General features: G+C 65.7%; 24 protein-coding genes. 14 read left to right on the top strand and 10 right to left on the bottom strand.

Going from position 1 to position 25,215, the window contains the following annotated elements; translation table 11 throughout:
• Positions 1-19 precede the first annotated feature (19 nt).
• Together GFY24_RS37290 and GFY24_RS37285 are read left to right on the top strand one after the other, a co-directional pair.
• Positions 20-811, top strand: a complete 792-nt coding sequence (locus GFY24_RS37290) for a DUF4239 domain-containing protein (RefSeq protein ID WP_228567028.1) — start codon at positions 20-22, stop codon at positions 809-811.
• A gap of 14 nt (positions 812-825) precedes the next feature.
• Positions 826-1,767 carry a hypothetical protein gene (locus GFY24_RS37285; RefSeq protein WP_153809825.1) on the top strand — a complete coding sequence of 314 codons (942 nt, stop codon included), beginning with the start codon at positions 826-828 and terminating at the stop codon, positions 1,765-1,767.
• Between the two features lie 20 nt (positions 1,768-1,787).
• Here GFY24_RS37285 and GFY24_RS37280 read toward each other — a convergent pair whose 3' ends face one another.
• Both GFY24_RS37280 and GFY24_RS37275 read right to left on the bottom strand, forming a co-directional pair.
• A complete protein-coding gene (locus tag GFY24_RS37280; RefSeq protein ID WP_153809824.1) occupies positions 1,788-2,519 on the bottom strand; it encodes a hypothetical protein in 732 nt (243 codons plus the stop codon).
• Between the two features lie 124 nt (positions 2,520-2,643).
• Entirely contained in the window at positions 2,644-4,017 is a 1,374-nt protein-coding gene (locus GFY24_RS37275; protein WP_153809823.1) for an FAD-dependent oxidoreductase, read from the bottom strand.
• Between the two features lie 94 nt (positions 4,018-4,111).
• Between GFY24_RS37275 and GFY24_RS37270 the strand changes: the two genes are divergently transcribed.
• Together GFY24_RS37270 and GFY24_RS43525 are read left to right on the top strand one after the other, a co-directional pair.
• Positions 4,112-4,507, top strand: coding sequence for an ankyrin repeat domain-containing protein (locus tag GFY24_RS37270; protein ID WP_153809822.1), 396 nt, complete (start codon positions 4,112-4,114; stop codon positions 4,505-4,507).
• Between the two features lie 307 nt (positions 4,508-4,814).
• On the top strand, positions 4,815-6,578 hold the full coding sequence (locus GFY24_RS43525; RefSeq protein ID WP_153809821.1) for a helix-turn-helix domain-containing protein: 1,764 nt from the start codon (positions 4,815-4,817) through the stop codon (positions 6,576-6,578).
• Positions 6,579-6,602: 24 nt separating this feature from the next.
• Here GFY24_RS43525 and asnB read toward each other — a convergent pair whose 3' ends face one another.
• Entirely contained in the window at positions 6,603-8,564 is a 1,962-nt protein-coding gene (asnB, locus tag GFY24_RS37260; RefSeq protein ID WP_309231795.1) for an asparagine synthase (glutamine-hydrolyzing), read from the bottom strand.
• A gap of 419 nt (positions 8,565-8,983) precedes the next feature.
• Between asnB and GFY24_RS37255 the strand changes: the two genes are divergently transcribed.
• The 3 genes from GFY24_RS37255 to GFY24_RS37245 all read left to right on the top strand — a co-directional run bounded on the left by GFY24_RS37255 (position 8,984) and on the right by GFY24_RS37245 (position 11,309).
• Positions 8,984-9,979 carry a cytochrome c oxidase subunit II gene (locus tag GFY24_RS37255; RefSeq protein ID WP_153809820.1) on the top strand — a complete coding sequence of 332 codons (996 nt, stop codon included), beginning with the start codon at positions 8,984-8,986 and terminating at the stop codon, positions 9,977-9,979.
• A 13-nt stretch (positions 9,980-9,992) separates the two neighbouring features.
• Positions 9,993-10,409, top strand: coding sequence for a cytochrome c oxidase subunit 4 (locus GFY24_RS37250; RefSeq protein ID WP_153809819.1), 417 nt, complete (start codon positions 9,993-9,995; stop codon positions 10,407-10,409).
• 114 nt (positions 10,410-10,523) lie between these two features.
• The gene (locus tag GFY24_RS37245) at positions 10,524-11,309 is read left to right on the top strand and encodes a ParA family protein (RefSeq protein ID WP_153809818.1); all 786 of its coding nucleotides are present in this window, start codon (positions 10,524-10,526) and stop codon (positions 11,307-11,309) included.
• A 28-nt stretch (positions 11,310-11,337) separates the two neighbouring features.
• Here the strand turns inward: GFY24_RS37245 and GFY24_RS37240 are convergent, their stop codons facing one another.
• Complete coding sequence (locus tag GFY24_RS37240; RefSeq protein WP_153809817.1) at positions 11,338-11,583, bottom strand: hypothetical protein; 246 nt, start codon at positions 11,581-11,583, stop codon at positions 11,338-11,340.
• Positions 11,583-12,104 (bottom strand): hypothetical protein, encoded by a 522-nt coding sequence (locus GFY24_RS37235; protein WP_153809816.1) that lies wholly within the window; start codon positions 12,102-12,104, stop codon positions 11,583-11,585. Before GFY24_RS37235 ends, GFY24_RS37240 begins: the two co-directional genes overlap by 1 nt.
• A gap of 262 nt (positions 12,105-12,366) precedes the next feature.
• On the opposite strand from GFY24_RS37235, the gene GFY24_RS37230 reads away from it, so the two are divergent.
• Positions 12,367-13,290, top strand: coding sequence for a hypothetical protein (locus GFY24_RS37230; protein ID WP_153809815.1), 924 nt, complete (start codon positions 12,367-12,369; stop codon positions 13,288-13,290).
• Positions 13,291-13,362: 72 nt separating this feature from the next.
• A complete protein-coding gene (locus tag GFY24_RS37225; protein WP_309231794.1) occupies positions 13,363-13,800 on the top strand; it encodes a TIGR03618 family F420-dependent PPOX class oxidoreductase in 438 nt (145 codons plus the stop codon).
• 126 nt (positions 13,801-13,926) lie between these two features.
• Here GFY24_RS37225 and GFY24_RS37220 read toward each other — a convergent pair whose 3' ends face one another.
• The 3 genes from GFY24_RS37220 to GFY24_RS37210 form a co-directional block, all read right to left on the bottom strand.
• Entirely contained in the window at positions 13,927-14,730 is an 804-nt protein-coding gene (locus GFY24_RS37220; RefSeq protein ID WP_153809814.1) for an SDR family NAD(P)-dependent oxidoreductase, read from the bottom strand.
• Positions 14,731-14,853: 123 nt separating this feature from the next.
• Positions 14,854-16,113 carry an FAD-dependent oxidoreductase gene (locus GFY24_RS37215; RefSeq protein ID WP_153809813.1) on the bottom strand — a complete coding sequence of 420 codons (1,260 nt, stop codon included), beginning with the start codon at positions 16,111-16,113 and terminating at the stop codon, positions 14,854-14,856.
• Between the two features lie 54 nt (positions 16,114-16,167).
• A complete protein-coding gene (locus tag GFY24_RS37210) occupies positions 16,168-17,712 on the bottom strand; it encodes an alkaline phosphatase (protein ID WP_153809850.1) in 1,545 nt (514 codons plus the stop codon).
• A 142-nt stretch (positions 17,713-17,854) separates the two neighbouring features.
• Here GFY24_RS37210 and GFY24_RS37205 point away from each other — a divergent pair, with 142 nt between their 5' ends.
• Both GFY24_RS37205 and GFY24_RS37200 read left to right on the top strand, forming a co-directional pair.
• Entirely contained in the window at positions 17,855-19,060 is a 1,206-nt protein-coding gene (locus tag GFY24_RS37205) for a hypothetical protein (protein WP_153809812.1), read from the top strand.
• Positions 19,061-19,115: 55 nt separating this feature from the next.
• Positions 19,116-19,664, top strand: coding sequence for an NADAR family protein (locus GFY24_RS37200; protein WP_309231793.1), 549 nt, complete (start codon positions 19,116-19,118; stop codon positions 19,662-19,664).
• Positions 19,665-19,702: 38 nt separating this feature from the next.
• On the opposite strand, the gene GFY24_RS37195 is transcribed toward GFY24_RS37200, so the two are convergent.
• On the bottom strand, positions 19,703-20,869 hold the full coding sequence (locus GFY24_RS37195; protein WP_153809811.1) for an FAD-dependent monooxygenase: 1,167 nt from the start codon (positions 20,867-20,869) through the stop codon (positions 19,703-19,705).
• Positions 20,870-20,975: 106 nt separating this feature from the next.
• Between GFY24_RS37195 and GFY24_RS37190 the strand changes: the two genes are divergently transcribed.
• Positions 20,976-21,554: a TetR family transcriptional regulator gene (locus GFY24_RS37190; protein ID WP_153809810.1), complete on the top strand. Its 579-nt coding sequence runs from the start codon at positions 20,976-20,978 to the stop codon at positions 21,552-21,554.
• A 140-nt stretch (positions 21,555-21,694) separates the two neighbouring features.
• On the opposite strand, the gene GFY24_RS37185 is transcribed toward GFY24_RS37190, so the two are convergent.
• Positions 21,695-22,546 (bottom strand): helix-turn-helix transcriptional regulator, encoded by an 852-nt coding sequence (locus GFY24_RS37185; protein WP_228567027.1) that lies wholly within the window; start codon positions 22,544-22,546, stop codon positions 21,695-21,697.
• 67 nt (positions 22,547-22,613) lie between these two features.
• Between GFY24_RS37185 and GFY24_RS37180 the strand changes: the two genes are divergently transcribed.
• Together GFY24_RS37180 and GFY24_RS37175 are read left to right on the top strand one after the other, a co-directional pair.
• The gene (locus GFY24_RS37180) at positions 22,614-23,360 is read left to right on the top strand and encodes an SDR family oxidoreductase (RefSeq protein ID WP_153809809.1); all 747 of its coding nucleotides are present in this window, start codon (positions 22,614-22,616) and stop codon (positions 23,358-23,360) included.
• A 142-nt stretch (positions 23,361-23,502) separates the two neighbouring features.
• Positions 23,503-24,951, top strand: a complete 1,449-nt coding sequence (locus GFY24_RS37175) for an FAD-dependent oxidoreductase (RefSeq protein WP_309231792.1) — start codon at positions 23,503-23,505, stop codon at positions 24,949-24,951.
• Positions 24,952-25,215 lie beyond the last annotated feature (264 nt).

Below are 25,215 nucleotides of genomic sequence, written 5' to 3'. Positions count from 1 at the left end.
CTGGGAGGCGGAGCCGAGTATGGCATTGCAAATGGGTGTGCTCGTCCTGTTCGCGGTCGTGGCCGTGGTGGTCTTCCTGGTCGGCGACCGCGTGCGCCCGAACTCGTGGCGGCACAGTGACGATGAGGCCTCCAGCGCCATGGTGCTGGATCTGGTGAATATGTTCTTCGCGGCGATTGTCGCGTTCATTGTCGTCATCCTGTGGCAGCAGTACGACAATTCGCACGCGCACACCGTCACCGAGGCCAAGGCGCTCGTCGCGGCGTACGAGGCGGCCGATGATCTGCCCGATCAGGACCGCACCCGGGTGCAGGGTCTGGTGCACGACTACACCGCGCGGGTGGTGGGTGAGGAATGGCAGGTGATGAGCCGCGATGGCGCGCTCAGCCGGAACACCCAGGACACCTTCGACGATCTGCGCGCGGCCGTCTCGGCGCTGCCGACCACCGATCCGAGTGTCAAGGACATCCAGGACAAGCTCGATACCGGGCTGGACGCGGTCGCCGACGCCCGCTACGACCGCGGGATGGATGCCGAATACCGTTTGCCCACTTTCCTTTACGTGGCGCTCTGGTTCGGCACCGGCATGCTGCTGCTCGGCACGGTCTTCTCCGGTGTGGTCGTCACCAAGCGCAGCGTGATCATGACCGGACTCTTCGGCGTGGTGGTCGGTGCGGTGATTCTGGCGGTGTACCAGCTCGATCGGCCCTTCGCGGGCGGGAATACGGTGTCCAAGGATGCCTATGAGCTGGCGCTGTCCAGGTTCGAGCACATTGTCTCCGGTGCTTCGTCGAGCGCATTGCCGCGCTGAGGGGGTGTGCGCACATGAGTAAGCGAAAGCACGGCGGCGCAACGAGATTCGCCGCGGCGACGGCCGCACCGATCGCGGCGGCGCTCCTGGCCGTGCAGCCGGCCGTGGCCGGCGCGGATCCGGGACTGCCCGATGCGATCGGCGAGATCCTCAGTGGCAGTGCGGGTTCCGGACCCGCCGCGCCCATCGAGGCCCCGACCGGGAGTTCACTCGGGCTGGGTACGGGCAGCAGTAACTCCGGCAATGGCGGTGCGACCTCCGGCAGCGCGCTGGGAGTGAATCCGGTCGCGGGCGGGGGCTACCTGAGCACCGGCAGCTCGGCGACCGGAAGTGCGGGCACCGGGAGCGCCGATCCGGCGGCGGCCGGAATCGCGTTACTCCCGGGCGGGGCCATCGGGGACGCGTTCGGCGGTGCGGCATTACGTCCCGCCGCGGGCACCCTCGGTGAAACGCTGGGCCTGGAGCCCGGCAGTGTGCTGACCGCCTGTGCCGGTAGCGCCATAATCGGCAGCGCCGCAATAGGTCTCGGCCTCGTCACCGGTAGTGGTTTCGGGTCCGGGTTGATCGGCCCCGGTTTCATACCGGGCTCCAGTGGGCTGATCGGCCCGGGCTCGGCGGGTGCGGGCAGCGTCATACTGGGCAGCGCGGTCACCGGGAGCGCCCTGCTCACCTGCCTACTGTTGCTCCCCGTGCCCGAAACCCCGGGTATTCCACTGCTTTTTCCCTCGATTCCCGCACTGGCTCCGGTGGCGGCACCGATTCCCCCGCCCGAGGAGCAAGCTCCGGTGCTGTCTCCACCGCCACCGCCGGTCGTCAAACCCCAGCACCAAATCCCCACTGCCGCAGCACCACCCGCCGAACCGGTGGACTGGAACACCCTGAAGATGATGACCGTCATCATCCTCACCATCCTCGCCGCCGCCCGCGCGAAGATCGGCCGCAGCCGTCGCGGCTGACTTCGCCCAGTGCGGCGCGACTACCCCAGTCGCGCCGCCGGGCCGCCGCCGAATCGGTTGGCGAGTTCGTAACGCCTTGCGGCTTCCCGCTTCTCACCGCGCTCTGCTGCCAGATCGCCCAGCCGCGAGAACCAATCCGACCGGCTCGCGGGTCCCAGCGCGTACAGCACCTGCCATACCGGTGCGGACCCGCGAGTGAACTCGTATCGTTCGAAGTGCTTGTCCACCAACCCGGTCAGGTGTTCGCGGGCCAGTCGGCGGAACTCGCCCGATACCTCGTCCGATCCGGCGCGCACCGAATTCGCCAGCCACACACCGAGTTCGGCATTGTCCTCGATCAGGCATTCCACCGCGAACCAGGTGCGCGCGAACTCCGCCGCCACCGGGTCCCGCGTCCACACCGCGAGTGCCTGCCGTCCCGCGTCGGTGTCGACGCCGCACCGATCGGCGACATCGCACAGCAGCCGCAATGCGATATCGGGCGCGATCCGCGCGGCATCGACCAGTCGCTGCTGAACAATCCGCCTATCGCGCGCCAGCTCGGCGTCATCGCGGCCCAGGAGTTCGCGCACCGCCGCCAGCACCAGCCGGATTCGCGCCGTGAACTCCGGTTCCGCATCGGCCCGGCGCATGGCGATCTCGAAATCCGAAGGCCCGCTGGGCTTTACCGGCGTGCGTGCCGGTTCGGCGGGCGGCTCCTCGGCCGACTCCCGCGGTTCTTCCTCGCCGCCCCGTAACCATCGCCATATCACGCGCAAAACTCCCGCCGGGGGATCGGAAACAGCCTGCCGGGATCGCCACCCGGCCCCGGCCCCCTAACAATGCCCGACAATATCCCGTGCCGCGCTATTCCCGTCAACCCCGCGGCCGCGAGCATCAGCGGTTGCGCTCCACGGCGATCGCCGCCTTGCGGGCGGCGACCAGGATGGGGTCCCAGACGGGGGAGAAGGGTGGTGCGTAGCCGAGGTCCAGGGCGATCATCTGATCCACCGTCATGCGGGCGGTCAGGGCTACCGCGGCGATATCGATGCGTTTCGCCGCGCCCTCGCGGCCCACGAGTTGAACGCCCAGGAGCCGGCCCGTGCGGCGTTCGGCGAGCATTTTGACGGTCATGGGCGCGGTGCCCGGAAAGTATCCGGAGCGGCTGGTGGATTCGATGGTGACGGTCACGTACTGCAGGCCCGCGGCGCGAGCGTCCTTCTCACGCAGGCCGGTTCGGGCCACCTCGAGATCGCAGACCTTGCTAACGGCGGTGCCGACCACGCCGGGGAAGGTGGCGTAACCGCCGCCGACATTCGCGCCGATTATCTGACCGTGCTTATTGGCGTGGGTGCCGAGCGCGATATGGCGTTCGGTGCCGGACACCAGGTCCAGCACTTCTACGCAGTCGCCGCCCGCCCAGATGTCCTCGTGGCCGCGCACGCGCATGGACAGGTCGGTGAGCAGACCGTCGTGCAGGCCGAGCGGAAGTCCTGCGGCGCGGGCCAATTCGGTGGTGGGACGCACTCCGATACCGAGCACGACCACGTCGGCGGGGAATTCGGCCTCGGCGGTGGCGACGGCGCGGACCCGGCCGGTGTCATCGGTCAGCACCTTGCTGAGTTCGGCGGTGCACAGTACGCGAATACCCAAGCCCTCCATGGATTTCCGGATGAGCGCGCCCATATCCGGATCCAGGGTGGCCATGGGTTGCGGGCCGCGATTGATCATGGTCACGTCGTAGCCGCGATTGATCAGCGCCTCGGCCATCTCGACCCCGATATAGCCCGCGCCGACCACCACCGCGCGCCGGCCGGGGCTGGCTTGCAGGGATTCGATGAGCGCCTGACCGTCATCGAGGGTCTGCACCCCGTGTACGCCGGGTGCGTCGATACCCGGAATCCGCGGGCGAATGGGCGTGGCGCCGGTGGCGATGACGAGTTTGTCGTAGTCCACCCACGTCTCCGTGCCCGCCTCGAGGTCCCGCGCCCGGACTCGGTGGCCGGGGACGTCGATCTCCAGCACCTCGACGCGCATGCGCAGATCGATATCGCGCGCCCGATGCTCCGCCGGTGTGCGGGCGATGAGCCGATCGCGATCCGGCACCTCACCGCCGACCCAGTACGGGATACCGCAGGCGGAGAAGGAGGTGAAATGCCCGCGTTCGAAGACGATGATCTCGAGCTGCTCCGCGGGCTTCATTCGCCGTGCCTGCGAGGCCGCCGACATGCCGGCCGCATCCCCGCCGATGATCACCAGACGCTCAGTCATACCGATGACGTTACGTCCCGATCCCGGCCGCGTTCGGACGCGGCACCGCGAATCGCTGTTCCGCCCGCCACCGGGTGGTGGTAGTAGTGGACGAATGAGCGCGAACGACCCCGATGCCGACAAGGTCCTCGAGTTGGCCGGTCAGATCTTCGACTTCGCCCGCCAGGGGGACGCCGAGAAATTGGCGGCCTACCTGGATGCCGGAGTACCGGCCGACCTCACCAATGAAAACGGCGACAGCATCCTGATGCTGGCCGCGTACCACGGCAATGAAGCCGCCGTCACCACCCTGCTCGCGCACGGCGCGGATCCGAATGTCACCAATGACGCGGGCCAAACCCCTTTGGCGGGAGCGATTTTCAAGGGTGAGACGGAGATTCTGAAGGCGCTGATCGCCGCCGGAGCCGATCCGGACGCGGGTAGTCCGTCGGCGCGGGATACCGCCGCCATGTTCGACCGGACGGCGTTTCTGGAGAGCTTCCTGCAGTGACAGCGTCCTGACCTGCGGATTGATCAGCGGTGCCGCACCACCTGCCCCGACCAGGACGTGTCCTTGGGCGGTAGGTCACGGGTGACAACTCTGGCACCGTGGCCGGGACGGGCGGGCACTCCAACAGGTGCCACAGCCGAATGGGGCACGTATCCGTCAGCGGCTGTGGTCACAGTCGTTGGTGTCATCAGTTTCATGTGGAATCACCCGGATACGATGTCCCACTTTGGGACACTTGATGCTGTGACAGCGGCAACTTGTGGCGAGAGGGGCATCAGTGAGTCAGGCCGGCCACAGCATCCCGGTCGTGCGTGCGCGCGAAAGCTTCCTCACCTCGGGCGATCTACCTGCCGATACGGTTTCCGGACTGGTGTCGGCGTCCTGGCAGCGATCCCTCGCGGCGGGCGTGAGCGATCTGACCAATGTGCTGGATCGCGGATATATAGCCGATCTGGATCTACAGAGTCGCTTCGTGCAGTGCGCACTGCCTGTAATCGACCGCCTGGAAGTGGAATTGAACGATCTGGCGGTGAGTATCGCGCTCACCGACCGGCATTCGCGGGTACTCATCCGGCGGGACAATCAGCGGCTGCTGGGCGGGCGATTCGACAATGTCTACTTCGCCCCCGGCTTCAGCTACAGCGAGGGTGAGGTCGGAACGAACGGCGTCGGCACCGCGCTGGCCTCCGGGAAGGCCGTATTCATTACCGGGCATGAACATTTCGCCGAGAACATCACCCAGTTCGCCTGCGCCGGAACACCGATTCGGGATCCGCTCACCGGACTCATCCAGGGCGTCCTGGATCTGAGCTGCCTCGCCGGGGATGCCAGCCCGTTCATGCATGCGCTGGCCCAGCAGGCGGCACGCAATATCGAAGTCGAACTGCGCGCCAGCGGATCGGTACATCAGCAGGCGGTGCTCGAACAGTTCCTGCGGGCCAGCCGCGCCGGGCGCGGACCGGTCCTGTCCCTGGGCGGCGATGTCTTCATGAGCGATACCCGTGCCAATCAGCAACTGATACCGCAGGAGAAGGCGTTCCTGCGTGAAATCGCCAGTGGGCTCACGGGATTGCGCGACAGCATGGTGCTCGATGTCCAACTGCCCACCGGCCGCACCGCACGCGTGCGCCCGGAGACGGTGACGGTCGGGGCCGAGGTCGCCGGCGTCGTGCTGCGGGTGGACCTGAGCGCACCGGAGTTGCGTACCCGCCGCATCGCCGTGAAATCCATCGGCATGCCGGAGGTACCCGGCGACTCCTCCGTCTGGCGGCGAGTCACCGGAGAGGTACTCGAGGCGGCCCGCACCGGCCTACCGGTGGTCGTCACCGGCGAATCCGGCAGCGGCAAGCTGGCTTTGCTCACCGCCGCGCACCGCCGCTCCTTCCCCACCCGCCCCCTGATCGTGCTCGACTGCCGGACGGGAACCCCCTTCGCTCAACCCCCCGACACCCTGGACCCCACCCGTCAGCCCACCCTGATGCTGGCCCATCTCGACGAATTACCCGGCGGCTACGACGATCTCGACCACGCCCTGCAATCCCTCGGCCACACCGGCTGGCTGGTCGCCACCATGGCCGACGCGAATACCGAACGCCCGCAATCCGATAGCGCCGCAGGACAGTTGGACCTCGTGCTGCGGCACTTCGGTGGGTCGATCAGTGTGCCACCGCTGCGGCATCGAATCGATGATCTGCCGCAACTGGTTTCGCATCTGCTGGGGATGCTCGCCCCGCGCCGGACCGTGGCCTGTACACCCGGTGCGCTGCGGGTACTGCTGGGCCACGATTGGCCGGGCAATGTGGCCGAGCTGCGAGATGCCTTGCGTACGGCGCTGATTCGCCGTCCGGTGGGGGATCTGCGGGCCGAGGATCTGCCCGAGACCTGTTTCGTCTCTGGTGGTCGCAGGCTCACCCCCATCGAGGCGGCCGAGCGCACCGCCATTGTGCGGGCGCTGATCCAGGCCGGTGGGAACCGCCGTGATGCGGCGGTGCTGGTGGGAATTGCCCGGTCCTCGCTGTACCGCAAGATTCAGGCGTACGGAATCCGAGTGGGGCAGAAGCTGACCGGATGATGAATCAGCCGCTGCCCCGACGCCTCAGAGGTTGACCGGGTAGACCGGTTCCTGGATCTCCGGCTTGATGCGCTGCTCGACGAAGATGCCGTGCCAGACCATGAAGATCAGCAGCGTCCACAGCCGGCGCGAGTGGTCGATCGGGCCGGTGCGGTGTGCCTCCAGCATGGCGGTGACGGCGGCCTTGTTCAGCAGGTGATCGGTGCCGGAGTCGGCGATCTGCTGGCGCGCCCAGTCGTAGAGCTCCGGCCCGCGCAGCCAATGCCGCAGCGGGACAGGGAATCCCAGCTTGGCGCGGTGCAGCACATGTGGGGGCACGATGTCCTCGAGTGCCTGGCGCAGCGCGTATTTGGTGGTTTCCTTGGTGATCTTCTGCTCGAACGGGATCTGCTCGGCGACCTTGAACACCTCGTTGTCGAGGAACGGCACGCGCAGTTCGAGCGAGTTGGCCATGGTCATCTTGTCGGCCTTGACGAGAATATCGCCGCGCAACCAGGTGAACAGGTCCAGGTGCTGCATGCGCGCGACGGGATCCATGCTCCGGTCCTGGACGCCGTAGATCGGCCCGGTGACATCCTGATGCGTCCACTCCGGGCGGAAATCGCGCAGCACCGAACGCAATTGGGCGTCATTGAAGCTGCGGGCGTTGCCGTAGTAGCGGTCTTCCAGCTTCAGCGATCCGCGATGCAGCAGGCTCTTACCGCGGGTGCCCTCCGGAATACAATCAGACAGCAGGCCCGCGAGCTTGCGCACCCCCTTGGGCAGGTACTCGAACGGCTTGAGCGACAACGGCTCCCGGTAGATGGTGTATCCGCCGAACAGCTCGTCCGCGCCCTCGCCCGAGAGCACCACTTTGACGTGCTTACGCGCTTCCTTGGCCACGAAATACAGCGGCACCAGCGCCGGGTCGGCCACGGGTTCGTCCAGGTACCAGACGATTTCGGGAATCGCGCCGGCGAAATCCTCGGGCGTGACCATGCGAATGAAGTGCTTCGCGCCGATGGCCTCGGCGGTCTCGGCGGCCACATCGGCCTCCGAATACCCCTGGCGTTCGAACGCGGAGGTGAAGGTCAGCAGATTCGGGTTATGCCGAATCGCAAGCGCCGCAATGGCGGTGGAGTCGATACCGCCGGACAGGAACGAGCCGACGGTCACATCGGCGCGCATATGCTTGGCGACCGAATCCTCCAGCGCGGCGGCGATCTCCTTGTAGCGCGCCTTGGCATCACCGAACGGCCGCACCCGGAACTGCGGGTTGAAGTAGCGGGTCACGCGCGGAGCCTGACCGGGTTCGATCCATGCATAGCAACCGGATTCGAGGCGGCGAATGTCCGCGTGCAGCGTCTCCGGCTCCGGCACATACTGCAGCACCGTGTAGTGCTCGAGCGCACGCGGATCGAGCGAGTCCGAAAGCTCCAGCTCCGGAAGCAGTTCCAGCAGGCTCTTCTTCTCGCTGGAGAACGCCGTGCCGCCGGCTCCGGTGGCCAGGAACAGCGGCTTGATGCCGAACGGGTCGCGGGCGATGAACAGCTTGTGCTGCTCGGTATCCCAGATGGCGAAGGCGAACATGCCGCGCAGTCGCTTGGCGGCCTCGGCACCCCAGTAGTGGAAGGCCGCGACAATCGCCTCGGAGTCACCCTCGGTCGCGAACATCGGCTGATCGCCGAACTCCGCACCGTGCGCCGCCCGCAACTCCTCGCGGAGTTCGAGGTAGTTGTAGATCTCGCCATTGAAGGTGAGCGCGTAGCGCTCCCGATTCTCGGGCGGGCCCCAGCGCAGCGGCTGATGCGAATGCTCGATATCGATGATGGAGAGGCGATTGAAGCCGAAGATCATTCGATCGTCGTTCCAGGTGCCCTTCTCATCTGGGCCTCGATGCCGCTGGCAGTGCAGAGCCTCGTACACCTGCGCCGCCGTGGTCTCGACCGTCCGCCCATCCGGGGTGGTCGCCGTCTGAGCCGTCAGAAATCCGAGCAGTCCACACACTGCGGGCAGAACCTCGTTTCCGGAGTAAAGGATGGTCGCGCATCGACACGCGAAACGTACTGTCCGAGTATGCCGCACGCGCGTTGATCGCGCCGCCAGAGGCCGTATCCACGGCTTATGTACTTTCCGGAGTGTTGAAGTCGACCCCACCACAAAGCCATGCCCGGTTTGGTCTACGCTGCGTAGTACTCGGGAACTCCCGGGCTCGATCATGCGTTGTGCGCGACCGGGTCCAGAGCTCCCAAACGTGCTGTAGTTGTGTCGCCCGGCGGAAGGGAGCCCGGGCGACGCCAGTCGAATAGACGACCAGGAAGGCGTTGAGCGTGGCGCACAAGGCGAGCGAAGCGATAGGGGCACGACCCGCCCAGGGTCGGCAGGGCCGCATCCTTCGACGGGCCGGGCTGGCGGTGTCCTTGGGGATGACCGCGATGCTTGTCTCGGGCTGCTCGATCGACAACCCGTGGCTCCGGTTCGGTTGGCCCTCGGGTGTCACCCCCCAGGCCACCCGGATGCGTGAACTCTGGACATGGTCCGTCATCGCCGCACTGGTGATGGGTGTGATCGTCTGGGGTCTGACGTTCTGGACGATCGCGTTCCACCGTAAGAAGGCGAACTCCCCGGAGTTCCCGCGGCAGACCGGTTACAACGTGCCGTTGGAGCTGAGCTACACGGCCGCTCCGTTCGTGATCATCGCGGTGCTGTTCTACTTCACCGTGGTGGTGCAGAACTACGTGAACGATAAGGTCGCCGACCCGGATGTCGTGGTCGATGTGACCGCGTTCCAGTGGAACTGGAAGTTCGGCTACCAGAAGGTCGACTTCAAGGGTGGTTACCAGTTCGACGGTGTGGATCACCTCCGTCAGGACATGAACCAGCAGATCAAGGACGAGTACGCGGAGCGCACCGAGGACGGTCACCCGCAGCCCGGCCCGAACAACGGTCTGCCCGCGAACGACATCTCGTACCTGAACTACGACAAGGTCGAGACCGTCGGCACCTCGAACGAGATTCCGGTCCTGGTACTGCCGACCGGTAAGAACATCGAGTTCCAGCTGGCCGCAGCCGATGTCATCCACTCCTTCTGGGTGCCGGAGTTCCTGTTCAAGCGGGACGTCATGCCGAACCCGAAGCAGAACAACTCGGACAACATCTTCCAGATCACCAAGATCGAGAAGGAAGGCGCGTTCGTCGGTCGTTGTGCCGAAATGTGCGGCACCTTCCACTCGATGATGAACTTCGAGGTTCGCGCGGTATCGCCGGAGAACTTCCAGAAGTACCTGGATGCACGTCGGGCCGGTAAGACCAATGCCGCCGCCCTGGCCGATATCGGCGAGGCACCGGTGGCGATCAAAACCCAGCCGTTCAACACCAAGCGCGATGCGCGCGGCAACGAACTCGCCTCCGAAGTCAAGTGAGGGATGAACTGACATGAAGGTCGAAGCTCGCATCTTCGAACTGCTCGCGGTCTTTTTCGCGATCGTGGGCGTCGTCTACGCCTACTTCACAAGCCAGTCGCGGACCGGCGTCGAGTGGGCCGGTACCACCGCCATCGTGCTGACGGCGGGCCTGGCGATCATCGTCGGCACCTACTTCCGCTTCGTCGCCCGTCGACTGGACCTGCGTCCGGAAGACTACGAAGACGCGGAGATCGTGGATGGCGCGGGCGATCTGGGCTTCTTCTCGCCCGGTTCGTTCTGGCCCATTCTGCTCGCGGGCGCGGGTTCCATTGCCGCCCTGGGCTTCGCGTTCTTCCAGTACTGGCTGATCGGCATCGGCGTGGTCTGCATTCTGGTCGCCGCCGGCGGTCTGGTGTTCGAGTACCACATCGGCCCCGAAAAGCACTGAGCGACAAGCTCTCGAAGCGCCCCACCGGAGTTTTCCGGCGGGGCGCTCTTTTTTTGAGTGAGAACTCCCGCGTCGCAACGACACGCCGACGCGACCTAGGGCTAGCCTGGCAACATGTTGGCAAACCCTGAAGCGCAGATCGTGGCCCTGTGCAATCAGAAGGGTGGCGTCGGGAAAACCACCTCGACCATCAATCTCGGTGCGGCGCTTGCCGAGCAAGGACTCAGAATCCTGCTGGTCGATCTCGATCCGCAGGGTGCGCTCTCGGCGGGCCTGGGGGTCTACGTCAATGACCTCGAGTTGACCATCTACGACCTACTCGGGCGGAACGCGCCCTCGGTCGACGAGGTGCTGATGAAGACCGGCGTCGAGAACATGCATCTGCTGCCGAGCAATATCGACCTGTCCGCGGCCGAGATCCAGCTCGTCAACGAGGTCGGCCGCGAACACTGCCTGCGCCGCGTGCTGGACCCCATTCGGGATCGCTACGACTACATCTTCATCGACTGCCAGCCCTCGCTGAGCCTGCTCACGGTGAATGCCCTGGCCTGCGCGGACGGCGTGATCATTCCGATGGAACCGGAGTACTTCGCGCTACGTGGCCTGGCGTTGCTCACCGACACCATGGAAAAGGTGCGCGACCGGCTGAATCCCCGCCTTAGCCTATCCGGCATCGTGGTCACCATGTTCGACCGCCGTCTGCTGCACTCGCGCCAGGTCCTGACCCGCGTGACCGAGGTCTTCGGCGATCGCGTCTACGGCACCCAGATCTCCCGCACGGTCCGCTTCCCGGACGCGACGCTCGCCGGTGAACCCGTCACCAGCTGGGCCCCCAAATCCGCAGGCGCGGAACAATACCGGTCCCTGGCCAAGGAATTCCTGGCCCGCGCGGGCAAGTAGTATGGCCGCTCTGCCGGTCGCGGTGCCGCTAAACGATGGCGAAGATCAGGAACGGGAAGATGGCCACTACTGCCATCAGGATGACCACCAATAAAACACTGACGAGCATCGAGCAGCAGAAGAACACCAGGACGGGCCAACCCGTTCGATGCGCTGCCGCTCGAACCCAGTCTCTTTTCCCGGCGGAGACCCCCGCGTTCTGTCCGGCATGCAAACGCTCGGACAGTGCGCGCACTCCTGAAGGTCGGCCGGTGTCGTGCGTTCGACGCGGCATCAGCGAACCTCCAACTGATAGGTGATCTCGACCCAGAAGCCGCCGGGCTCGTATTCGCCACCGAAGGTGAGGACGTAGTCGCCGGGCGCGAGACCATCGAGATGGACCCACAGTCCCCAGGCTTTGGCCTTGAACCGGCCGGTCTGACCGAAGGGACCGCCCGCTGCCGCCGTGATCCGAAATGCCTTGTCGTTGGTCACCGCTCGCACGGGCAGCGGGGTTCCGTTCAATGCGGCGTGACCGGACGCCGCAGGCGCCACCGGCACCTCGCCCCGCGCGAAAAATCCGTCCGGAACCTTCTGGAACATATTGAAAGCCGGGAAGAAGATCGGCCGACCCTGCGGAATCGTGCACTGCCGCTTGACCCGCCCACCGAAGGTGCCTGCCAGGAACCAGACATCCGCCGGCTGATCGATCGCGGCGAACTCTCCGGTCTCGTCCACTACCGGATTCTTGGCGTTCGGCACCGACATCGCCCACTGCCACCAACGAGCTGCCAGCTCGACGTCGCTACTCGTCATCTCTACCCCATACAACCATCGAAGCGAGGAAGAGTGCGAGCCATGCCGGATCGCCCTCTTCCGAAGTGGACTTGGAGGAGATTATCCGAAACCGGCCGGTCTGCGCCGACCGCAGAAATGGGGGCACTATCGCCGTCGATCCAGCCGGGTTCGTCGAGTTCGGTTGCGGGACCATATAGTTCGCTCGCGTCAAGATCGCTTGAATGCGCCGGGCGCGCATTACGTCAGGCGGCTCACTGCGAAGGATGGCACGAATCTGGGTGTGGACCTGCGGGTTACGAGTGCGGGGGAGGCGTCGGGGACGCTCGAACTCGGTCCCGGGAAGACATTGACCTATCTGCGGGTCGGCATCAAGACGTTCTTGCAGGGCAATCGGGATGGCTGGCTCGCAGACGGGTTCAGTGCCGACGCCGCCGCTATCTCGGACGGTATACAGCTGCTCGAACCGTCCACCTTTCATGACACGGATCTGCCGGAACTCCTGAAACCCGCGAACCTCGCGGAACGCCTCGACCCGAGTATCGATGCCGGTCAACCGGTTTCGGTCGGCCCGGTCGAGACCGTCAACGGCCATGAGTCCACACCCATCGGCAGCGGCGCGATGCGGACATACGTACACGCGGGTCATGCCGACCGAATCGTCGATCCGGCGTTCGATATCCAAGTCACACCGATGAATTGGGACGACGCGGCGCGTTTCTACACCGACCTGCGCCCGACGGTCACCGCCCTCGACCTCGCGTCCGACACCGAATCCCGGGTGGCCGTCGACAGCGGTTGGAGCACCCCCTGTGCCACAACCTGTTCCGCCGTCGCCACCCTCACCGCTACCCCGCACCCCTTCCTCTCGGTCACTATCCCCGGCTTCACCCCGCCGGTGGCGACCACCTTCGTGTCCTACGAAATCGCGTTGACCATCAACGGTGTCCGCACACCCCGCCCCGACTGCGCGGGAGTCCTGGAGATGCCCGGTGACGGCACCACCACCACCATCTCCTGCGCGTTCACCGCCGGTCCGGGCTCACAAATCAGCGCGGACACCACAACCCGCCCAGTGCTGGGCCGCACTCGCGCCGACGCCCTCCTCACCACCCTCACCGAGGACGCCACCCGAACCCAATCCAAACGCGACTGCCCCGTCACCCGAATCCACGGCTCGATAACCACTTCCAAGCCCGACTGCTGATCAGTTCGAGGCGGTGGCGCGCACCGGCTCCGACACCGCCGGGAATTCGCTCGAACTCCGTAGACTGCCCCCGTGAGCGATCTCGCGGATTTCGCCCGGCTGATCGCCGGCGACCATGGCCTCTGCACGGTGTCGACCCTGCGGCCCGACAGCACAATCCAATCCTCGGTAGTGAATGCCGGAGTCCTGAAACACCCGGACACCGGCGACCAAGTAGTGGGCATGGTGCTGCGCGGCGGCACCCGCAAACTCGCCAATCTCCGTGCGCGGCCGTACATGTCGGTAAACATCCGAGTCGGCTGGCAATGGCTCACCGTCGAAGGCTCGGCTTGGATAGCGGGCCCCGACGACCCCATCCTCGCCCCCGAACCCCTCCGCCTCCTCCTGCGCGAAGTCTTCACCGCGGCCGGCGGCACCCACGAGGACTTCGACGAATATGACCGAGTAATGGCAGCCGACCGCCGCGCGGTAGTTCTGATCACCCCAACCCGCATCTACGGCAACGCTTGACGATTGGGGCGCAAGGTAACTGCGGGTATCGGCTACGAAGGCCCCGGGCCGAGGAACTGGTTGACCTGTGAAGCCGGGGTGCCCGGTGGGTGGGCACCCCGGCTTCCCTCAATGGTGGAGAGGGCTTCAGATGCCCAGGGCGTGCTTCAGACGGGTTGTGCGGGGGGACATTCCGGCCAGGCCGAGGAGGGCCCGGGGGAAGCGGGGTTGGAGGTGGGTGGGGCGGGTGTGGATGGCTGTGGCGATCCAGTCCGCCGCTTCGCTGGGGTCCAGGGCGGGTTGTTCGGTGAAATAGGTTGGGGCGGTGGCGTCTATGCGGAAGGCGGGGTAATGGACCGTGGTGACGTGGATGCCTCGGGGGGAGAGTTCGGCGTCGGCGCATTGGCCGAAGGTGGTCCAGGCGGCTTGGGAGCTGGCGTACGAGGCGAAATTGGGTGCGGCGCCGGTGGATAGGGACCAGGGGCCGACATTGACCACATGCCCGGAGCCGCCCGCGAGCATGGCGGGAAGCAGGCCCAGGGTCAGTCGCAGCGGGCCGAAGTAGTTGGCGGCCATGGTGCGCTGGTAGTCGGCGAAACGGTCCAGGGATTGCAGGACTGGGCGGCGCGACGGGCGGCCGGCGTTATTGATCAGGACATCGATGCTGTCGAAATCGGTCAGTAGCCATTCGACGAGTTGGTCCACATCGCCGAGGGCGGAGAGGTCGCAGCGATTCCAGTGCGCACGGCCGCCGGAATCGATGATGGCGGCGAAATCGGAGGCCAATTGACTCCCGCGGCGCGCGACGAGGAGAACCTCTGCACCGTGGGAGGCGAGTAATCGTGCGGTGGCACGACCGATATCGGAACAGGCATCGGTGATGACAATGCGTTTACCCGCAATGGAGCTGTCTGCGGGACGGGGGCGGCGAGCAGCACGGAATTCCATCATGGGACAGGCAACCTTCAGTCAATGAATGAGCCGAACCATGCACCGATACCCCGCCGACAGTATCGAAGCCGTCCGCACCACCCCGGCTGCTAGCCGATTGCTGGCGGTGCGGCGGAACACATTCTAATCGGTCGGGTCATAGCGCCGGGCGCGTTCGGACACGCAGATTTCATCGATCGAGGACACGATGTCCCGCAACAGTTCCGAGGGCAGCGCGGCCGGCCGCAGCCGGCAGGTGAAGGTGATGAAGCCATGATCTTCACTGTCGAGTTCGCGCAGGTAGTGCGAGCGCACACCATAGGTGAGCGCGGAAATCACAGTGAAGCAACCGGTTTGCTCCCGATGCCCGGAGAACAGATCGTGCAGCCGGTGGAACACCCGCGGATAGGTCGACATGGGCGCGAACACCGAGATGCGGTACGCCGAGCCACGCTCCGAGGAGCTGATGACGGTATCGGCCAGGTACTCCGCATCGCGCAGCGTCAGCACCTTCGGAGCGAACATGAGCGCACCGGCGGCGGCATTACGCACCGGCATACCGGCGCGTCCGCCCGCCGATGCGGCAATGGCACCCAAGGACTTTCGGGCGCGGGAACCGACCTCACGCCGCGCCCGCAGCGACAGATTCGGTGCGGTGGGGTGCAGGCTGGACCACTGGCCGAAGCGGACCGTACCGAGCTGTACGGTGCCGGTACCGACCGGCCGGGCCACCTTCAGCGGCGCGGTATCCACCCAGCGCCCGACCTGCAGCATGGCCTCACCCGGCGACTGAATCTCCTTGTACGCCTGCTCCACGAAGGTGTCGAAGTCCAGGAAGCGATGCGCGTCGGTGGTGAGCCAGGTCCGGTCCTTGTCCACATCGGTCACGCCGAGGGTGAGCGCGGTAATGATTCCCGTCCGCCCACCGCCGCCCAGAATTCGATGGAACCGCTCGGTGTGATGATTGCGCCCGCAGGTCCCGAAGCGTCCGTCCTGATCGACGTATTCGACCTCCACGACATTGTCGCTGAACATGCCGAACCGGTGCGAGGCCGCGCTGAGCCCGCCGACCGCGGCGAACCCGCCCGCGGTGATATCCCGGTGATCGCCGACGATCGGCAGTCCGAGCCCGTGTGCGCCGAGGGTGCGGTCGATATCGGAGAGCCGCGCGCCCGCCTGCACCCGCACGGTGCGGGCATCGGCGTCGACGACCTGAACCCGGTTCATCCTCCGCAGTGACAGCACCGTGCCCTGCTCGGGCAGCGCGAGTTCCTCGTCCGGGCGCTCCCCACCGCGGATGATCAGCGGTTTCGTCGATTTGCGCGAATCCCGAACGGTACGAACCACATCCGCGGTATCGCGGGGGAGGAATTCTGCCGGGAGGGTGGAGAAGGACGTGCTCATGGCGCTACAGCTAACCATAGTCCCGGCCGTCCTGCTCGTACTTGGACCGGCGTCTCAGTGTGCGGGGGTGAGACGCTGTGTGAACAGTACGTTTCCGGTCGCGTCGCAGAGGTTCACTGTGAGTTCGCGGGACCGGCCGTCAATGCTGACCTCACCGAAATGCTGGAACGCTCCGTCCAGCGGAGAAGCATTCTGAACGGGCGGGGCATGCACGAAAACCGCTTCGGGACCGAAAGTTCCATCGAGGGGATTCGGACCGAAAGCGCCGGCGTTCAACGGACCGGAGACGAATTCCCAGAATTCGTCGAAATCTCCGAATGCGGCGCGCTCGGGCGAGTAGTGGTGTGCGGCCGTGTAATGCACATCCGCGGTGAGCCAGACGACGCCGGAAACCTTATTGGATTTGATGGATGAGAGCACCTTGGCGATTTCGTTTTCGCGGCCGGACGGTGCGCCCGGATCATTGTTCGCCGGACCTTCGAAGGCCGTACGATCAGGCTGCTCACCGTCTTTCACAACCAATCCGAGCGGCAGATCATTGGCGACGATCTTCCACGTCGCCTTCGAATCACGCAAAGCGCCGATGAGCCATTGGGTTTGGGCCGTGCCGAAAATCTTGCCGTCGGGGGAGCGGTTCTCGTCATTGGTGTCCTTGTAGGTGCGCATATCCAGCACGAAGACATCCAGCAGCGGGCCGTAGGAGATCTTGCGATACAGGCGGCCGTCGACGGTTTCCTTGGGCTCCACCGGCATCCACTCGTGAAACGCCTGCCAGGACCGGGTGGCGAGGGTGTCCATACTGCGCTCGGTGTAGCCCTTGGCCGGGCCGACCTGCCCGCCCGGGTACCAGTTGTTGACGGTCTCGTGGTCGTCCCACTGCACGATCTGCGCCACCGAAGAATTGAATCGCCGGTAATTCTCGTCCGTCAGGTTGTAGGCGAAATTACCGCGGAACTGATCCAGGGTCTGCGCCACAGCGCTTTTCGCCTCGGAGACGGTATTGCGCCAGATCCGGCCGTCGGGCAGCGTCACCGACTCCTTCAGCGGCCCATCGGCGTAGATCGAGTCGCCGGAGTGAATGAAGAAATGCGGATCGCGAGCGGCCATGGCGGAGAAGATCTTCATCCCGCCCAGCTCGGGATTGATGCCGTACCCCTGACCCGCCACATCGCCCGACCACAGCAGCTTGATATCCGATGCGCCGGTCGGCACCGTGCGGAAGACCCCGGTGATCGGCTCGGAGGTGGCATCGCCTTCGAGAGTGACGCGATAGTGCACCTGCTCTCCGGCGGGCAGGCCGTTCACCCGCACCCGCCCGGTGCCGTCGGTATCCGGGGTCAGCATCGGCCCTTCGAAACGCTTTGCGTCCTTGAAGGATTCGGTGGCCGCGGTCTCCGCAATGAGTTTGGCGGGCTGATCCGAACGCGCCCAGATGAGCGCGCCGTCACTGCGCGGATCACCCACCGCTACGCCGTGCGTCAGCCTCGGCCGCTGTTTGACCAGCGTGGGACCGTCGTTCGACGAACACGCCGCGAGCGCCGGAGCGACGATCAACCCGGCGGCGGAGGTGCGCAGCAGAGTGCGCCGCGAGAGATGCATAGCCATATGCCGACCTTTCAGCAGCGAGCTCAACACCAGTTGAACTGTGCCGGACAGAGCCACGAATGATCGGCTACGGCGCGGCGTGTCCGCGATTCCCGGGCGGGGCCGATTGTCGGTGGTGCTCCGTATAGTCCGGGCCATGAGTTTTCTGGGTGGGGTATTCGGGTCGGCGCGAAAGCGGTTCGGGGAGAAGGTGCTTGCGCAAGTCCTGGGCTACGAGGGCATCGAAGCGGCCGAGTTCGATGCCGACGCGTTCGAGGTGCGGTTTCGATTCCGCGAATCCGGGCACGGGAAGCTGGTCTTGGACACGCTGTTCAAACGCTGTCAGGGACAACCGGATACGGAGCGCGAACGCCGGGTCGATGATCTGATGCGGGATTTCGCCGCCGACGGGGAGCCCGATACCTGGGATGCGGTGGTGGGGCGACTACGCCCGGTACTGCGCGGTTCCGAGCGTATGTATATCGACCTGGAGGGTTTCGAGGGCCGCAATGTGATGCTGTGGCGGTCCGCGCTGCCGTATCTCATCGAAATGGTGGTGGTGGATATGCCCTCCACCATCCAGTTCGTGAACACCCTGGATCTGGAGCGCTGGGGTGTGGACGCCGAGCAGGTCTTCCGGGCCGCGCATGTGAATATGGCCGGGCTGGCCATGAATACCCTGCAAGCGTTCGAACCACCCAGCGGTACCAAGGTGCTCGAATTCGCCGATGACGACGGTGAGAGCTATGTCGGTTCCCTGCCGTTGATCGCTGGCTGGCTGGCGGGGGTACAGACTCGCACCGGTACCCGGCCGATCGTGCTCATGCCCGGGCACCTCGGCATGTTCGTGGTGCTCGGCGCCTCCGACGAGCAGCTCCCGGTATTCCTGGAGATGGCGCGGGAGAAGTACGACGAGGCTTTGCGGCCGCAGTCGCCGCTGCCGTACACGCTGGATGCCGAGGGGGAAGTGGTGCCGCTCCAGGTTCCGGAGGGGCATCCGGCCTGGCAGGCGATCCGCGGTGCGGAGTCCAAACTCGCCGCCCACACCTACCGCAGCCAAACCGAACACCTACGCGCCGTGCGCTTTCGGGACGAAGCGGTCAGCGAGCTCATGCACGTGCGCGCCCCCGACGGCACCGAACACACCATGACGCCGTGGACCGACGGCGTCCCCACCCTGCTACCCAGAGCCCACTTCGTCTGCCTGGTGACCATGAACGGCGAGGTCTTCCGCGTGGCCTGGGAAGACATAGCCGCCCATGTGCACCTCACGCCCGCACCCGGTTTCGACCCGCCGCGCTATCGAGTCGAGGATCACCCGTCCGCCGAGATCATGAATCGACTACGCGAGCTTGCGCGTTGACCATCGCGAAAATCGGCTCGGATCGTGTCGGGGCGGTCGGCTAGGGTCGGGCCTTGTGGACAGGGCGCAGCTGACGGCTGAAATGGCGGATGGGGCCAGACCGGAGTTTCTCTTCTTCTGGGGGCACACCCGCACTCCGGGGCACGAGATTGGCAAATGGGTGCTGAGCCAATGGTGGCCGGTGGATTTCACCGTCGACGGCCAGACCTACCGCAGCGCCGAACATTTCATGATGGGCGAGAAGGCCCGCCTCTTCGGCGATGAGGAGATCCGCACCAAGGTCCTTGCCAGCGCCACGCCCGCCGATGCCAAACGCCTCGGCCGCGAAGTGCGCGGCTTCGACCAGGACACCTGGGTCGCCCACCGCTTCGACATAGTCACCCGTGCCGGCATCGCCAAATTCGGCCAGCACGAAGCACTCCGCGACTTCCTCATTGCCACCGGCGACAAAATCCTGGTGGAAGCGGCCCCACGCGACACCATCTGGGGCATCGGCCTGGGTGCCGAAAACCCCGCCGCCGCTAACCCTTCCACCTGGCGCGGCGAAAACCTCCTCGGCTTCGCCCTCATGGACGCCCGCGAAGCCCTCGTCTCGGTGGCCTAGCAACCCTCAATGGAGGGGAGGGCGACGGAGGCTATCGGTTAGCGGTTGTCGAGTTCGGCGATGCGGTAGGCGATGGCGCGGCGGACCTTCGGGATGCGGGTTGCGGTGCTGATCAGGAGGTTTCGGAGGAAGCGGGCGGGGGCGGGGCGGAGGGTGGACATGCGGGTTATGCGGTCGGTGAAGGTGACTACGCCGAGAGCTACCGGGCGGCGGGTGGTTTCGTAGGTGTCCAGGAGGTCGGGTTCGCCCTGGGCGGTGCGGGCCAGCAGGGTGCCGAGGAGGGTCGCGTCCTGGATGCCGGTGTTCATGCCCTGGCCGCCGGCGGGGCTGTGTACGTGGGCGGCGTCGCCGGCGAGGAATACGCGACCGGCGCGGTAGTGGTCGGCCAGGCGGTGGTGCACGCGGAAGCGTGAACTCCACAGCACCTCGTGCACCTTGACCTGCGAGGCGGGGCGGCGCGCGTCCAGAATCGCTTGGACATCAGCGAGATTCGGGTGCTCGGGCGCCTCGGCGATGGTGGCCACGATGCGGTAGCGGTCGCCCTGCTCATCGGGGAGCGGCGCGACGACGGTGACGCCCTCCGGCGACAGGTGCAGGCCGACCTGATCGCGCGGGTCCGGCCAGCTCATGCGGACATCGGCGAGGACGAAGGACTCCTGGTAGGTGGCGCCGGTGAAGCCGATGCCCGTGGCCTCGCGCACCTTGCTGTGCATGCCGTCCGCACCGATCACGTAGTCCGCGCGTACCGAGCCCGCGCCGTCCGGGCCGGTGTAGCCGAGCGTGACGCCGCTGCCGTCCTGGGTGAGCCCGGTGACCTCGTACGGCCGGTGCACCTGCACGCCGGCCTTCTCCAGCCGCGCCAGCAGGATTGCCTCGGTGGTCTCCTGTCCGATCATCAGGGTGTACGGGTATTTGGTGGGCAAGTCGTCGAAGGAGATTCGGGCGATGGCGCGCTCACCGTCGCGCATGACGAAGTGCGGCACCACGATTCCGTTTTCACGCATCTCGTCGGCGAGGCCGAACTGCTCCAGCACCTCGAGGGTGCGGGCGTGCACCACGGCAGCGCGAGAAGTATTGGCGCCCTCGGCAAGTCGATCCAGCAGCAGTACGTCCACACCCGCGTCGGCGAGGGCGATTCCCGCGGTGAGACCGGCGGGGCCCGCGCCGACAATGGCGACCGTGGTGGTGGCGGGGATGGTGTTCATGTCGACTCCTCGAGCTTTGCCAACATTTGTTGGCCAACATCTGTTGACTAGAACGGTAAACCTCCGGTGCTTGGGTGTCAACACTTGTTGGCCTACAGTTGTTGGCATGACAGCCGAACCCGCCCCGCGCCGTTCCGACGCCACCCGCGCCGCCATCCTGGATGCCGCGCGCCGGAGATTCGCCGAGGAAGGCGTCCGCAAGGCGACCATTCGCGCCATCGCCGCCGACGCCGGTATCGACCCGTCCATGGTCATGCGCTACTACGGCAGTAAGGAGGGTTTGTTCGCCGCCGCCACCGACATTCGGCTCGAACTCCCCGATCTCTCTGTGGCAGAGGAGGATTCACTCGGCGAACTATTGGTCCGCCGCTTCCTCGAACTCTGGGAGACCGCGCCCGGCAATGAGGTCATGCTCACCCTGCTGCGCTCCGCGGTCACCGATGACAGCGCCACCGACCGCGTTCGCCAGATCTTCGCCGAACAGGTCATGCCCGCCGTGCTGCGTGTCGGTGACCCGGCCGATTCCCCGCGCCGCGCCGCGCTCATCGTCACCCAGATGCTGGGAATCGCGCTGTGCCGCTACGTCTTGCGTATCCCTCCGGTGCTGGCGCTCACGCCGGAGCAGTTCGTCGCCGAGGTCGGCCCTACTATCCAGCGCTATCTCACCTCTGTTCCTGCCGCATGAGGTGGATCCCGGCCAAAAACATGCCGGGATGACGAGCGGTGGGTGTCTGGTGTGACGAGGGGCCGGTACCTAGTGCGACCAGGGGTCAGTACCTGGTGTGGCCAGGCGGCTCGTGCCCGTGCTGCGCATCGTGCCCCTGGCTAGCGTGGCCGGCCGGATTCGGTTGTGAGGGTGCGGAATACGGCGGCGGTGTGGGTGCCGGGGGTGGCGCAGTAGACGATCATGCGCTGGTCGGTGTCGGCGATGTGCAGGACCTCGCATTCGAAATCGAGGAGGCCGAGCTGGGGGTGGTCGATGCGTTTGTGGTGGCCGCGGCGGACCTCGACATCGTGCGAGTTCCACATTTCGGCAAAACGCGGTGCGGTGCCGAGTAATTCGGTGACCAGCCGGGCCAGGTCCGGATTACCCGGGTAGCGCGCGTAGGCAGCGCGCAGGTCGGCGATGGTGGAGCGGGCGAATCGCTCGATGGCCTCATCGGACCAGTTCGGATGGTCGGCGGGCAGCAGGAACATCCAGCGGACCATATTGCGCTCATGATCGGGGTGAGCGTCCAGATCGCCGACGAAGGGGACCGCGCTGCGATTCCAGGCGAGGATCTCGTAGCTGGCATCCACCACATACGCGGGGGAGCCGAGCGTATCGAGGATGATTCGAACCGATTGCGGCACGGTGCGATTGGGCCCGGCGACGGTCGGCGGGTTCTCATCGCCCAGCCGGAACAGGTATTCGCGCTCGTCCACCGTCAGCATGAGCGCCCGGGCCAGCGCCGCCAGCACCTGCCGTGATGGTTTCGCCCCGCGCGCCTGCTCCATCCGAATGTAGTAGTCGACCGAGATCCCCGCCAATTGCGCGACCTCCTGCCGCCGCAGCCCGGGTGCGCGCCGGTTGATTCCGTCGGGTAATCCGACATCGCTGGGCCGCAATCGATTCCGCCGCGTCCGCAGGAATTCGGCCAGTGCGTTTCGATCCGCCATACCTTCAGTGTCGGTCATTCGGGCGCGCCCTGGGTGGTACAACTTGGTCCTCCCCGGACTGCTTTCCCGGCGCAATGCTTCTTTCATGACCACAGCACTCATCACCGGAGCCAATAAGGGCATCGGATTCGAAACCGCCCGCCAACTCGCCGCCCGCGGCATGACCGTCCTGATGGCGGCCCGGGACAAGGACCTCGGCCAGGCCGCCGCCGACACTCTGAAAGCCGAAGGCGCACAGGCGCACTTCGTCCACCTGGATGTCACCGACGAGGACTCCATTGCCCGCGCCGCGGAGTGGATCGACTCCGAATTCGGCAGCCTCGACATCCTGATCAACAATGCCGCCATTACCGGCGGCCTGGACGGTGACGGCAAACCGTCCTCCACCGCCCTGGCCACGCTGCGCCGTGTCTACGAAACCAATGTCTTCGGCGTCGTAGCGGTAACCAATGCCATGCTCCCGCTGCTGCGCCGCGCCGAGGCCGCCCGAATCGTCAATGTCTCCAGTGAGGTCAGCTCGCTGGAGATCGTCATGAATCCCGATGGCCACATGTGGCAGCTGGTCGGGCTTCCGTACCCGTCATCCAAGACCGCGCTGAACATGGTGACCGCCATGTACGCCAAGGAACTCTGGAACACCCCGATCAAGATCAATGCCGCCAATCCCGGCTACTGCGCCACCGATCTCAACCACAACAGCGGCTTCCGTACCCCCGCGGAGGGCGCGGAGCCCTCGGTTCACCTCGCCACGCTTCCGCAAGACGGCCCGTCGGGTGAGCTCTGGGGCTACCAGTGGGATTCGGCGGGTGGCTATGGCCGACTGCCCTGGTGAGATCGGGTTCGCGCGGCTCCGGTGGCGAGGTTACGCGAACTTCATCAGCGGGAAACGGACGAAACTGGTCAATTGACCAATATTGGTGATCGCCCGGACGTACGCTCTGCGCTCCGGTCACCAGTCCGGCGGAAGGAATCCCGTGAACGTAAGCCGCAGAACGATACTCAAAGCAGGCGCGGTCGCCGCCGCGGCCGGAGCACTCCGGCCGGCGACTGCCTTCGCCGGATCGGACCGCGACGCCGACGTGATCGTCGTCGGCGCGGGACTCTCCGGCCTGGCCGCCACCAAAGCCCTCCGCGCCGCCGGGCAGCGGGTACTGCTATTGGAGGCACGAGAACGCGCCGGCGGCCGAGTATTCAACGCCACCACCGATGGCGGCCTGGCCGTGGACGGCGGCGCGGAATTCCTCGGACCCACCCAGGACCGGATCGCCGCGCTCGCAGCGGAATACGGCGTCCCCACCCTACCCACCTACAACCAGGGTGAGTCGCTCTTCTCCATTCAGGGTGCGCTGCAACGGGTTCCGGCCGGGCTGCCGCTGCCCATCCTCCCCGGCACGGTCGAGACCATGGCCGCAATGGCACGAATCGACCTGAACTCCATAGGATTCCCGGTCGGCGAACCCTGGCGGCACCCCGATGCCGCCCGCCTGGACGCCATGACCTGGCAGGACTGGATCGACGCCAATGCCTCGACCGATGAGGGCAAGCTCTTCCTCGCGCTGGCGGAGTCGGCCACCTTATCGGTTCGCCCGCACGAGCTTTCGGCGCTGTTCATGATGAACTACTTCGCGTCCGCCGGAAATGCCCAGAACCCGGGTTCATTCGAGCGACTGCTCGGTGTCGACGGCGGCGCACAGGAACGCTTCTTCGACGGTGGCGCGGCGCTGGTTCCACTGCGCATGGCCGAATCCCTCTGCGACAGTATCGTTTACGGTGCGGCCGTGCGCGCCATCGACGGAACCGGCAGCAACCTGGAGGTTTTCACCGATCGAGGCTCCTTCCGTGCCGCCAAGGTGGTTGTCGCCATGTCACCCGCGATCAGCGGCCGCATCGACTTCCGGCCCGGATTACCTTCGGAGCGTGTGGAATTGGCGCGCGGCTACACCATGGGCCGGATCGCGAAATTCCTCGCCGTCTATGATCAACCGTTCTGGCGGGAGAACGGACTCACCGGCCAGGTGGTCGGCGACGGGACGCCCATCGATGTCACGTACGAGAGTTACGGCCAGGGTCATCACATCCTGATGGGCTTCATCTCCGCAGATGCCATGGCCGACCTCGACAATCGGCCGGATCGCGACCTCGTGGAATCCGGGCTGGACTGCTTCGTGCAGTACTTCGGCCCTGAAGCCCGTACCCGGGTGATCGATTACGGATTCAAGAAGTGGGACAACGATCCGTACTCGTGGGGCGGGCCGACCGCGACCACCAAACCCGGCATCCTCACCCGCTTCGGGCCTGCGCTGCGCGAACCGGTCGGTGGTATCCACTGGGCTGGAACCGAAACCGCCGACTACTGGCAGGGATACATGGACGGCGCGATTCGCAGTGGCGAACGCGCGGCCGCGGAGATTCTCGCCAGTTAGGTGGATCCCGGCCAGAAACATGCCGGGATGACGAGGGCGGGGTCTGCCGGGATGACGAAGGCGGGACGTGCGGCGAGTGTGCACTCATGGCGGGCTTTTCGGCATATTGCCGCCATGAGTGCACACTCGCGGGGGATCTAGTGGGTCGGATTTGAAGTCTTTGGACGGTCGGCCTTGGTGAGGATCTGCTCGGCGGTCTTGGTCCAGACGAACGGTTTCGCGCGGGGGTTCCAGCCGTTGATGAACTCGCGGATCTTGGTGGTC

The organism is Nocardia sp. SYP-A9097 (assembly GCF_009649815.1).
In the GTDB taxonomy this organism is placed as follows: domain Bacteria; phylum Actinomycetota; class Actinomycetes; order Mycobacteriales; family Mycobacteriaceae; genus Nocardia.
Note: the sequence above shows the minus strand (reverse complement) of the source record. Positions and strands in the feature narration are given on the sequence as shown.